Below are 11,504 nucleotides of genomic sequence, written 5' to 3' on the forward strand. Positions count from 1 at the left end.
GGCGGTATCGGCGGAACCGGTGGCACCGGTGGGGTCGGGACCGCTGGGGTGGCCGGCGCGCCCGGGGTCGACGGCGGCGCCGGGGGTATCGGCGGTGCGGGTGGACAGGGCGGCACGGGCGGCGCCGGGGCCGCCGGCGGGGCCGGTGGCCGCGCGACGGGATGGTTCGGCAGCAGCGCGGGCGCCGACGGTGCCGGCGGCGCCGGGGGTGCCGGCGGATTCGGCGGAATGGGCGGCACCGGCGGCACCGGCGCGGCCGACGTCGGGGCCGGTGCGGGCGCCGGCGGCCAGGGCGGCAGCGGTGGCGCCGCGGGACTGGGTGGACAGGGCCATACCGGCGCCGCTGACGGTGCGGTCGGCGCCGGGGGAACCGGCGGAACCGGTGGCACCGGTGGCGCCGGGCAGCAAGGGGCCCCCACCCCCGGAGTCGGCGTTGGCAACATGGGCACGACGGGCGGCGCCGGTGGGATCGGCGGCACCGGCGGGGCCGGTAACGGCGGCACCAACGGCGACGGCGGCCGCGGCGGCGACGGTGGGGTCGGCGGCCAGGGCGGTTACCGGGCCGGTGGTACCGGCGGCACCGGCGGGACTGGTGGCGCCGCTGGTCAGGGCGGTAGCGCCGGGTCCGGCGGGGTGGGCGGTCACGTGGGCGACACCGGCGTCGGCGGCACCGGCGGGGTCGGCGGAATCGGTGACACCGGCGGAGTCGGGGGTACTGGCGGGGCTGCGATCAGCAACAACTCCGGAAACGCGACCGGCGGCACTGGCGGTCAAGGCGGCATCGGCGGATTCAACGTCGGCGGCGCGGGCGGTGCCGGCGGTGCCGCGACGAGCGCTGGAAACGCCACCGGCGGGTCCGGTGGAGCGGGCGGGGACGGCAATACCGGCGGCGGTGACGGCGGCATTGGCGGCGACGCGACCGGAACCGGCGCCGGAGGCGCGACCGGCGGGGCCGGTGGGGCCGGTGGTGTCGGCGGCAACGGCGCCGGGTCGGGCGGTAACGGCGGTGACGGCGGTAACGCTGTGGCCTTGGGAATTGGCAACGCCACCGGCGGCGCCGGGACGGATGGAAGCGCTGGTGGGTTCGGTGGTGACGGCGGCAACGGCGGCACGGGGCTCATTGACAACGCCGCGTCGACGGCGACCGCGACCGGCGGTAGAGGTGGCTCCGGTGGCTCGGGAGCCATCGGCGGTAACGGCGGTGACGGCGGCGACGCAGAAAACAAGGGTCTGGGCATCAACGTCACCGGCGCGGGTGGCGCCGGCGGCAACGCCACCACCGGCGACGGCGGTATCGGCGGCACCGGCGGCGATTCACTGGTCAGCAACGGTGCCTCGATGGCAAACATCACCGGGGGCAAAGCCGGTGCGGGCGGCAACAGTGACAGCGGCGCCGGCGGCCGAGGCGGCCAAGGCGGCTTGGCCAACACGGCCGGTAACGGCGCGGCTGTCGGCGCGGCCGGCGGGGCCGGCGGGACCAGCAACACCGGCCCCGGCGGCGACGGCGGTAACGGTGGCAGTGCATTGATCGGCTCAGCCACCTCCACGGCGACGGCCACCAGCGGCGACGGCGGTGCCGGCGGTGCCGGCGGCGACGGCGGTAACGGCGGCGATGCCGGCCTGGCCGAGAACGCCGGTCTAGGCGCCAACGTCGCCGGCGCCGGCGGTGCCGGAGGCAGCGCTACCAGCGGCATCGGCGGCAACGGCGGCACCGGCGGCTTTTCGAAAATCGATAACACAGCCTCCACCGCCGCCGCCATCGGCGGCAAAGCCGGTGCGGCCGGCACCAGCAACACCGGCACCGGCGGCGTAGGCGGCAGCGGTGGTTCGGCCCTCACCGCCGGCAGCGGCGCGGCCATCGGCGCGGCCGGGGCGGCCGGCGGCAGCAGCACCGACGGCACCGGTGGCGCCGGCGGCTTCGGTGGCAACGCGGAGATCGACTCATTGACCTCGAGCGCCTCCGCCACCGGCGGAAACGGTGGTGACGGCGGAGACGGCGGCGCCGGCGGCGGGCACGGCGGCAAGGGCGGAAATGCGTCGAACGGCTCTCTCGCCCTGTCGCCGGGGACCACCACCGGTGGCAACGGCGGCACCGGGGGTGACGGCGTGAACAGTGGCAACGGCGGCGATGGAGGTAACGGCGGTAACGCCTTCGGAGCGAATGCCTCCGGTGGCAAAGGCGGTAGCGGCGGCGCCGCCGGGCCCGGCGGCAACCCCGGATCGCCCGGCACTCCCGGGTCGCCCTAGCGCCAGCCCCGCGACTGCGGGCCGGGCTGGCGGCGATCTGCGGCCCGCCGGCCCGATATCTGCCGACTCATGTTGATATCGCTATATTTCGATGTTACCGTCGAGCGCAACGCAAGCGACGGGAAAGGGTCAAACGATGGCGGTGCAGGTGCTCTTGGCGAAGGCGGCTTCGACGGTGATCACCGGTTTGGCGGGCGTCACCGCCTACGAGGTGCTCAAGAAGGCCGCCAAGAAGGCACCCCTGCACGAAACCGCGGTCAAGGGAGCCGAACTGGGCCTGCGCGGCACCCGCAGGGCCGAGGAGGCCGCCGAGTCCGCCCGCCTGAAGATCGCCGACGTGATGGCCGAGGCCCGCGAGCGCATCGGCGAGGAGGCACCCACGCCGGCCGTCGGTGACGTCCACGACCACGACCACTGATCCCGTGGCCCTCGCGCTGGCGCCGGCCGAAGAGCCTGCGCTGCAGGTTATCTCGGATGCGGCCGGGCGCATGCGGGTCCGGGTCGACTGGGTGCGCGCCAATTCGCGGCGGGCCGTCGCCGTGGAGGAGGCCGTCGCCAAGTGCGACGGGGTGCGCGTCGTGCACGCCTACCCCCGCACCGGTTCCGTGGTCGTCTGGTACTCCCCCAGGCGCTGTGACCGCGCGGCCGTACTGGAGGCGATCAGCGGCGCGGCACACGTCGCCGCCGAACTGATCCCCGCACGCTCACCCCATTCCGAGGAGATCCGCAACTCCGACGTGCTGCGCATGGTCATCGGCGGCGCGGCGCTGGCCCTGCTCGGCGTGCGCCGCTACGTGTTCGCCCGGCCACCGCTGCTCGGACCGAGCGGACGGGTGGTGGCCACCGGCGTCACCATCTTCACCGGCTACCCCTTCCTGCGCGGCGCGCTGCGCTCGGTGGGTTCGGGCAAGCTCGGCACCGACGCGCTGGTGTCGGCTGCGACGGTGGCGAGCCTGATCCTGCGCGAGAACGTCGTTGCCCTGACCGTGCTGTGGCTGCTCAACATCGGTGAATACCTGCAGGACCTGACGTTGCGCCGGACCCGGCGGGCCATCTCTGACTTGTTGCGCGGCACGTCCGACACCGCCTGGATCCGGCTGCCGGACGGCGCCGAAGTCCAGGTGGCGATCGACACCCTGGAGATCGGCGACGAGGTTGTGGTGCATGACCATGTCGCCATTCCCGTCGACGGTGAGGTGGTCGAGGGCGAGGCCGTGGTCAACCAGTCCGCGATCACCGGCGAGAACCTGCCGGTCAGCATCATCACCGGGGCTCACGTGCACGCCGGTTCGGTGGTGGTGCGCGGGCGCCTGGTGGTGCGCGCCCACGCCGTCGGCAACCAGACCACCATCGGGCGCATCATCGCCAGAGTCGAAGAGGCGCAACATGATCGGGCCCCCATCCAAACCGTCGGTGAGAACTTCTCGCGTCGCTTCGTGCCCACCTCGTTCGTCGTCTCGGCGCTGACTCTGCTGGTCACCGGTGACGTCCGACGCGCCATGACCATGCTGCTGATCGCCTGCCCGTGTGCGGTGGGCCTGTCCACCCCGACGGCCATCAGCGCCGCGATCGGCAACGGCGCCCGGCGCGGCATCCTGATCAAGGGCGGATCGCATCTCGAACAGGCCGGCCGAGTGGACGCGATCGTGTTCGACAAGACCGGAACGCTCACCGTCGGACGCCCGGTGGTGACCAATATCGTCTCCCTGCACAAGGATTGGGAGCCCGAGCAGGTGCTGGCGTACGCCGCCAGCTCGGAGATCCATTCCCGTCACCCGCTGGCCGAGGCCGTCATCCGCTCCACTGAAGAGCGCCACATCACCATCCCGCCGCACGAGGAGTGCGAGGTCCTCGTCGGCCTGGGCATGCGGACCTGGGCAGACGGGCGCACCCTGCTCCTGGGCAGCCCGGGGCTGCTGCGCGCCGAGAAGGTCAAGGTCTCCAAGAAGGCGCAGGAGTGGGTCGACAAGCTGCGCCGCGAGGCCGAGACGCCGCTGCTGCTCGCGGTGGACGGCACCCTAGTGGGGGTGATCAGCCTGCGTGACGAGGTGCGACCGGATGCGGCTGACGTACTGAACCAGTTGCGCACCAGCGGCGTTCGCCGGATCGTCATGCTCACCGGCGACCATCCCGACATCGCCGCGGTGGTTGCCGACGAACTCGGCATCGGCGAGTGGCGCGCCGAGGTGATGCCCGAGGACAAGCTCCAGGTGGTCCGCCAACTGCAGGACGAGGGCCACGTGGTCGGGATGGTCGGTGACGGCGTCAACGACGCCCCGGCGCTGGCCGCGGCCGACATCGGCATCGCCATGGGCCTGGCCGGAACCGACGTCGCGGTGGAGACCGCCGACGTGGCGCTGGCCAACGACAACCTCTACCGCCTGCTCGACGTACGGGACCTGGGCGCCCGCGCCGTCGACGTCATCCGGGAGAACTACGGCATGTCCATCGCCGTCAACGCCGCCGGTCTGCTCATCGGCGCCGGCGGCGCGCTGTCCCCGGTGCTGGCCGCGATCCTGCACAACGCGTCGTCGGTGGCGGTGGTGGCCAACAGTTCCCGGCTGATCCGCTACCGGCTCGAATGAGCCGCACTGAGCTACGAGCCAAACGAGATTTCCAGCAGCATCTTCTTCTGCTCGGTGTATTCCTGTTCGCTCAGCAGGCCGGCGGCACGCTGTGCGGCGATGTCGCGGATCGCGGCCGCCACACCGGTCATGACGGTCCGTGGTGCTGGTATTACCTCGACGTCCTCGGCTGAGGCATCCTCGTTGCGGCCGATGAGCTGCGCCGCCGCGGCGTGCTTCTGCCCGTCCGCGGTAGCCGACGGGCCTGGCATGGGTTGCCCGGCCATTGCGCCGATTCCTGTTTGGTTCACCGTGTTTGCCACGTTGAACTCTGCCGCCGGCACCGCTGCCGGGTTCACACTCGCCAGCGGTGTGACCAGTGCGGTCGGGCGTACTTCGGCTGCGGCAGTGGCGATTTGGGTCCAGCTGGAGGGCACCGTCAACCCCCCGACCGTGTTGGCACCGCCGAGGGCCGCTGACAGCCTCGGCGTGGGGTTCACAAGGGACGCCACAAACGGCTCTTCCGGCGTCGGTTCGGTCCCCAACAAGGGCTCTACCTCGTCCCAGTCGCTGACGGTCTCATCGTCATCGGCACCGGAAACAGCCATGAAGGCGGCGAGAGGGAAATCCCCGAAGGTACCGATCACGTCCGCCGGGATGATTGCGAAGAGGGCCGCCGCGTCGATTGGCGCAATGAAAAAGAGATCGAGCAAGAGCGTCACGAGTTCCAACTCGGCCGGTACCGCCATCGCCGACAAGGCCTGCGGCACAACCGACATGGCACCTTGCGCGGTGCCGGCCAGGGCGCCGGTCTGGCTGATCGCGGCGGCTTGGCCGGCCGTCCCGGCCGGGTCGGTGTTCTGCTGCGGAGGGGTGAAGGGATTCAGCACCGACGCGGCTGCCGACGAAGCTGCGTAGTTGTACATGGCCAGGCTGTCCTGCGCCCACATCTCGGCGTAAAGCGCCTCGGTGGCCGCGATCGCCGGTGTGTTCTGTCCCAGAAAGTTGGTCGCCACCAGCACCGCCAGCAGGGCGCGGTTGGCGGCGATCTCCGGCGGTGGCACCGTGGCTGCGAACGCTGCCTCGTAGGCGGCGACCGCGGTCCATGCTTGGGCGGCGGTCTGTTCCGCCCGGGCAGCGGTGGCGCTCAGCCATTCCACGTAGGACTCCGCCGCTGCGCTCATCGCCGCGGCCGACGGACCCGACCAAGCGCCTTCGACGAGTTCGGACACCGCCGACTGATATCCGCCGATCGTCGTGTACAGCTCGTCCGCCACGCTCTGCCAGGCCTGCGCAGCCGCCAGCATCGGGCCCGCGCCAGGACCGGCATAGATCCGCCCGGAGTTGATCTCCGGCGGATAGATCCCGAAATCCATTGCTGCGCATACCTCTTCTCGATGACTGCGGCAGTTGCCCGACGGGCGGTTCAGCGACCGAGCAGCCGGTTCTTCTGCTCGGTGTATTCCTCGTCGGTCAGAATCCCCTCGTCGCGGAGCTTGGTGAACTCGCGTAGCTCGGCCGCGACGCCGGTGACCACCGCCCGAGGCTTGTCGCTGGGCGCCTCGTCGATTTCGCGAGATGCCTTGTCACCGGCGGCCGCCGCGGTTCTGGCGCGAGCGGCCCCGGTTGCCTTCGTGACCGCTTTGCCGGCGCTCCGGCCGGTACCAACCGTTCCGGCCATCGCTCGTCCGGCCATGCCCGCCATAGCCATCTGGGCGAGCATGGTGCCTGTGCCGGCTCCCGCCGCCGGTGCGGCGGCGGCACCCGACGGGGTCCCGCCCAGGGCCGGCAGCGTGTACGCCACGGGGCGCACCGCCGGCGTCGCAGCGGTCCACGCCGGTGGCACCGATAACGCCCCGACGGCGTTCGCCTCGCCCAGTCCCGCCGACAACCTCTGCGGCGGCACCATGCCCGCCGGCATGTTGAACAGCGACGACGGCAACGGCTTCACTGGCGCCACCTCCGAGCCCGGATAGGGCTCCACGTCATCCAAGTCGCTGAGGACCTCGTCGCTGTGTAGACCCACCAGGGTGCTGTAGACGGCCACCGGGAGGTTCACTATCCCGAGCACAGCGGCAGGCACGCCGATACCAATGGTGGCGATTCCCGCCGATACGCCGAAGGTGATGGCGGACAGATCGGCCAGCAACGACAGCAGGAACAACGGGTCGTCCGTGGCCGCTGCCGGGGCCGCCGCGCTCTGCAGCGCGCTGGGCACCGCGGAGAAGGCTTGCTGGACCTTGCTCGCCACGGTGCCGGCGACACCGTTGGCGGGGACAGCGGCGGCTTGGTTGGCCAGGCCCTCCGGGTTAGTGGTCTGCGGGGGCGGGTTGAACGGCGTCAGCGCCGTCGACGAGGCCGACGAGACCGCGTAGCCGTACATCGCCGCCGCGTCCTGGGCCCACATCTCCGCGTACTGCGCTTCGGTGGCCGCGATCGCCGGGGTGTTGATTCCGAATACGTCGGTCGCGATCAGGATCATCAGTTGACTGCGGTTGGCCGCCACCGCCGGCGGCGGCACCGTCGCGGTAAACGCGGTTTGGTAGGCCGTGGCCACGGCCTTGATCTGGACGGAGGTTTCTTCGGCCTGTGCGGCGGTGACTCGCAACCACGCCGCATACGACCCGGCCGCAGCGCTCATCGACGCCGACGAGGGCCCCAACCAGGGGCCGGCGGTCAATCCCGATACCACCGCTTGATAGGAATCCGCCGCCGAATTCAGTCCGACGGCGAGCGCGGCCCATGCCTCGGCCGCGACCAACAACGGTCCTGCCCCGGGACCGGTGTACATCCGGGTCGAGTTGACCTCGGGCGGATAGCTTCCGAAATCCATGCTCGTTGCTCCTCGAGGCACCGTGGTAACGGTGAACCCATGGCGCCGCTCCTGGCGCTGACCCCCCGGCCAGCGAAATCACACCGAAGCGACCACGCTACATCGCGCACGCGGATCGCGCCCGGCAACGCGTTCATACATAGCCCGCGCATTTCCCCGCCAAACCCGGTCGATCCCACATGAGTAACGGCCGAGGTCCGCGAACGGCCCTCGCGCTGGACTAACAACAATCCTTGCCGCGCCAGGCCAGCACGCCCTGCCACATCGCCACACATGCCACGGCCAGCCCGATCGCCGGGTCGATCCACCACCCCGCGGGCCAGGCGGCGGTGACGGCCAGTCCAACCAGAACACCGGCGGCCTGGGTGGCGCACAGATAGTTCTGGGTGCCCTCCCCCTCGGTCGCGCCGGAGTGCAGGCGGGCGCCCAACCGGTGGTTCGCCCAGCCGAGGATCGGCATCAGCACCAGGGCCAGCGCCGTCAGGCCGATGCCCAGCGGCGAGGCCTCGGCGTGCTCGCCACCCACGAAGTGGCGGATGGATTCGGCCGCGACGTAGGGCGCCACCAGCCAAAAAGAGATCGCGACACCGCGTTGGGCGCGCCGCTCGGCGGTCGGCGACAGCGTGCGGTCACCGGTGAAGCGCCACAACACCATCGCGCTGGCCAGTCCTTCGGACGCGCCGCCCAGCGCCCAGCCCGTCAGCGCGACCGATCCCACCGCCAGGCCCTCCCACAGCCCGACGGCGCCCTCAACGAGCAACACGGCCAGGCTGATCCACGCCAGCCGGCGGGCCCAGACGACGTTGCGCTGCCAGTCCTCGGTGACACACACCGCGGGTGCATCGGCGCCGACCTCGTGATCGTGTGCGCCGGTCGCCATCTCCATCCCACGATGCTAACGGCGGTGTCGCCGCGCGACGTGCACCGCACGTCCTGGACGGGGGCGGGCGTTAATGTGCTGATGGTGCGCACCGACAACGACACCTGGGGCCTGGCGTTCAGTGTGGGTGCGACGGCCACCATGGTGGCCGCGGGACGCGCGCGGGCCAGCAGGGCCGCGCTGATCGACGACCCCTTCGCCGAGCCGCTGGTGCGCGCGGTCGGCATCGACTTCTTCACCCGGTGGGCGTGCGGCGAACTGGACACCGCCGACGTCGACTTCCCCGACGCGCCGTGGGGCATGCAACGCATGACCGACCAGCAGGCGGCGCGCACCCGCCACATCGACGAGTTCTTCGCCGCCACCCAGCAGGCCGGGATCCGGCAGGCGGTGATCCTGGCGTCCGGGCTCGACGCGCGCGGCTATCGCCTGCCGTGGGCCGCGCAGACGGTGGTCTTCGAGATCGACGTCCCGCAGGTGATCGAGTTCAAGGCCGCCACGCTGGCCGCCCTGGGCGCCGCGCCCACCGCCGACGTGCGGGGTGTTCCGGTCGACCTGCGCCACGACTGGCCGGCAGCGCTGCGCCAGGCCGGCTTCGACCCCACCCGGCCCACCGCCTGGGCCGCCGAGGGACTTTTCGGCTACCTGCCCCCCGCCGGTCAGGACCTGTTGCTGGACAACATCTCCGCGCTGAGCGCATCTGGCAGCCAACTGCTGGCCGAGGTGTTCTTCAGCGCTCCAGCCAGCCGGGAGCTCTACGACGCCATCTTCGCCCGGTGGTACGAGCATGGCCTCGACGTCGAAATGGACCGGCTGGGCTACCCCGGCGACCGCAACGACGTCGCGACCTACCTTCAGCGGCACGGGTGGCGCGTGACCCGCACGCTGCTCAATGAGTTGCTGGTGGCCAACGGGTTTCGACCGCATGCCGTCGGCCGCTCCACCGACGAAACCATGTTCACCGAGAACTATTACTGCACCGCGGTGCTGCCAGGAGGACTCAGCTGATGCCGAACTCCGCCAAGCCGCTGGACGGCTTCCGGGTACTCGACTTCACCCAGAACGTGGCCGGCCCGCTGGCCGGTCAGATCCTGGCCGACCTCGGCGCCGAAGTCGTCAAGATCGAAGCGCCCGGCGGTGAGCAGTCCCGGCGCCTCACCTCGGTGCTGCCCGGCCGCCCCCCGCTGGCCACCTACTTCCTGCCTAACAACAGGGGCAAGAAGTCGGTGACGGTGGACCTGACCGACGACGACGCCAGAGCGCAGATTCTGCGGCTGGCCGACACGGCCGACGTCGTCTTGGAGGGGTTCCGGCCGGGCGTGATGGAACGCCTGGGCCTGGGCCCCGAGGAGTTGCGCGCGCGCAACCCCAGGCTGATCTATGCGCGGCTGAGCGCGTTCGGCGGCAACGGCCCCAACGGCACCCGCCCCGGCGTCGACCTGATGGTGGCCGCCGAGGCCGGTATGTGCACCGGCATGGCCACCCCCACGGGCAAACCGCAGATCATTCCGTTCCAGCTGGTCGACAACGCCAGCGGGCACGTGCTCGCCCAGGCGGTGCTGGCCGCGTTGCTCAACCGCGAGCGGCACGGGGTTGGGGACCTGGTGCAGGTCGCGATGTACGACGTCGCCGTCAGCCTGCAGGCCAACCAGCTGACCATCCATCTCAACAAGCCCGCCGAGCCACCCGCGCCCAGGCCGGCCACACCCCCGGCGAAGAAGCGCAAGGGAGTCGGCTTCGCCACGCAGCCCTCGGATGCCTACAAAGCCTCGGACGGCTACCTGGTGATCAGCGCGTACGTGCCCAAACACTGGGCGAAGCTCTGCCAGATCATCGGCCGTCCCGATCTCATCGAGGACGAGCGGTTCGCCGATCAGCGCTCCCGGGCCATCAACTACCCGGAGCTGACCGACGAACTGGAGTCGGCGCTGGCCGCCAAGACGGCCGCGGAGTGGGTCCAGCTGCTGCAGGAGGGCGGCCTGATGGCCTGCCTGGCCCACACCTGGAAGCAGGTGGTGGACACCCCGCTGTTCGCCGAGAACGATCTGGCCCTGAAAGTGGGCAGCGGGTCCGAAGCCATTACCGTCATCCGCACGCCGGCCCGTTACTCGAGCTTCGACGCCCGCGTGACCGAGCCGCCCCCCATGGCCGGTCAGCACAACGGCCAGTTTCTGCGCTAACCCCGCGTTTCCCCTGCAAAGGGCCGGTTTCGACGCAATTCCGGAAAGACCGCATCGCGAATCTTCTGAGGAATATTCAGTAAATTCTTTTGAAGAAAATTCAGTTCCGCGGCCGCGCCATTTTTATGTGCAAAATGCTGCAATTGTTGACCGCATGGTATTAGGGTCCTTCTGACTTTAGCTACCTACCAGGGACGGAGTGCACGGCAGAGATGTTCTTCACGACGGTTGCCCCAGAAGCGCTCACCGCGGCGGCGGCGAACGTGCAAGGCATCGCATCGGCGCTCAGCGAGGCGAACGCGGCGGCCGCCTTCAGCACCAGCGGAGTGCTGGCCGCGGGCGCCGATCAGGTGTCGGCGGCACTGGCGTCGCTGTTCTCCGGTCACGCCCTGGAGTACCAGACCGTCAGCGCGCAGGCAGCCCTCTTCCACTCCCAGTTCACCCAGGCGCTCAGTGGGGCGGCGAGTTCCTACGCGGCCGCCGAGGCCGTGAACGCCAGTCCACTGCAGGCCATCGAGTCGCTGCTGTCGCGTCCGATCATCGGCAACGGCGCCGACGGCACCGCGGCCAGCCCGAACGGCCAGGACGGCGGATGGCTCTACGGCAACGGCGGTAACGGTTACAACGGCGCGGGCGGCACTGGCGGCAGCGCAGGCCTGATCGGCAACGGCGGCGCCGGCGGAACCGGCGCCAGCGGGGCGGCCGGTGCGGCCGGCGGCAGCGGCGGCTCCGGCGGGCGCGGCGGCTGGCTGTGGGGCAACGGTGGCGCCGGCGGCGCCGGCGGCGCCGCCGGTGACGAC

The 11,504-nt window shown here is 71.0% G+C and carries 9 protein-coding genes; 6 read left to right on the forward strand and 3 right to left on the reverse strand.

Translation table 11 applies throughout. The annotated features are described in order from the left end of the window. The 3 genes from AWC08_RS39170 to ctpC form a co-directional block, all read left to right on the forward strand. On the forward strand, positions 1-2,247 hold a 2,247-nt coding region (locus tag AWC08_RS39170), incomplete at its 5' end, for a hypothetical protein (protein WP_159460013.1). 136 nt (positions 2,248-2,383) lie between these two features. Continuing rightward, positions 2,384-2,665, forward strand: a complete 282-nt coding sequence (locus AWC08_RS23075; RefSeq protein WP_065135571.1) for a DUF1490 family protein — start codon at positions 2,384-2,386, stop codon at positions 2,663-2,665. A gap of 70 nt (positions 2,666-2,735) precedes the next feature. Continuing rightward, positions 2,736-4,832, forward strand: coding sequence for a manganese-exporting P-type ATPase CtpC (gene ctpC, locus AWC08_RS23080; RefSeq protein WP_142283744.1), 2,097 nt, complete (start codon positions 2,736-2,738; stop codon positions 4,830-4,832). A gap of 11 nt (positions 4,833-4,843) precedes the next feature. On the opposite strand, the gene AWC08_RS39175 is transcribed toward ctpC, so the two are convergent. The 3 genes from AWC08_RS39175 to AWC08_RS23095 all read right to left on the reverse strand — a co-directional run bounded on the left by AWC08_RS39175 (position 4,844) and on the right by AWC08_RS23095 (position 8,530). Further along, a complete protein-coding gene (locus AWC08_RS39175; protein WP_069435229.1) occupies positions 4,844-6,187 on the reverse strand; it encodes a PPE family protein in 1,344 nt (447 codons plus the stop codon). 50 nt (positions 6,188-6,237) lie between these two features. Then, positions 6,238-7,644, reverse strand: a complete 1,407-nt coding sequence (locus tag AWC08_RS23090) for a PPE family protein, SVP subgroup (RefSeq protein ID WP_069435228.1) — start codon at positions 7,642-7,644, stop codon at positions 6,238-6,240. Positions 7,645-7,864: 220 nt separating this feature from the next. Continuing rightward, the gene (locus AWC08_RS23095) at positions 7,865-8,530 is read right to left on the reverse strand and encodes a cation efflux transmembrane domain-containing protein (RefSeq protein ID WP_069435227.1); all 666 of its coding nucleotides are present in this window, start codon (positions 8,528-8,530) and stop codon (positions 7,865-7,867) included. 75 nt (positions 8,531-8,605) lie between these two features. On the opposite strand from AWC08_RS23095, the gene AWC08_RS23100 reads away from it, so the two are divergent. The 3 genes from AWC08_RS23100 to AWC08_RS23110 form a co-directional block, all read left to right on the forward strand. Further along, a complete protein-coding gene (locus tag AWC08_RS23100) occupies positions 8,606-9,532 on the forward strand; it encodes an SAM-dependent methyltransferase (RefSeq protein WP_069435232.1) in 927 nt (308 codons plus the stop codon). Continuing rightward, positions 9,532-10,704, forward strand: coding sequence for a CoA transferase (locus AWC08_RS23105; RefSeq protein WP_069435226.1), 1,173 nt, complete (start codon positions 9,532-9,534; stop codon positions 10,702-10,704). The genes AWC08_RS23100 and AWC08_RS23105 overlap by 1 nt, the downstream gene beginning before the upstream one ends. 212 nt (positions 10,705-10,916) lie before the next feature. Then, a partial coding sequence (locus tag AWC08_RS23110) for a PE family protein (RefSeq protein ID WP_142283743.1) occupies positions 10,917-11,504 on the forward strand: 588 nt, incomplete at its 3' end.

It is taken from the genome of Mycobacterium gordonae (assembly GCF_002101675.1).
Taxonomy (GTDB): Bacteria; Actinomycetota; Actinomycetes; order Mycobacteriales; family Mycobacteriaceae; genus Mycobacterium; species Mycobacterium gordonae.

Excerpts from the sequence above, each read along its gene's own strand:
- AWC08_RS23075 (WP_065135571.1), top strand. The coding sequence starts at position 2,384 with ATGGCGGTGCAGGTGCTCTTGGCGAAGGCGGCTTCGACGGTGATCACC.
- ctpC (WP_142283744.1), top strand. The coding sequence starts at position 2,736 with ATGCGGGTCCGGGTCGACTGGGTGCGCGCCAATTCGCGGCGGGCCGTC.
- AWC08_RS39175 (WP_069435229.1), bottom strand. The coding sequence starts at position 6,187 with ATGGATTTCGGGATCTATCCGCCGGAGATCAACTCCGGGCGGATCTAT.
- AWC08_RS23090 (WP_069435228.1), bottom strand. The coding sequence starts at position 7,644 with ATGGATTTCGGAAGCTATCCGCCCGAGGTCAACTCGACCCGGATGTAC.
- AWC08_RS23095 (WP_069435227.1), bottom strand. The coding sequence starts at position 8,530 with ATGGAGATGGCGACCGGCGCACACGATCACGAGGTCGGCGCCGATGCA.
- AWC08_RS23100 (WP_069435232.1), top strand. The coding sequence starts at position 8,606 with ATGGTGCGCACCGACAACGACACCTGGGGCCTGGCGTTCAGTGTGGGT.
- AWC08_RS23105 (WP_069435226.1), top strand. The coding sequence starts at position 9,532 with ATGCCGAACTCCGCCAAGCCGCTGGACGGCTTCCGGGTACTCGACTTC.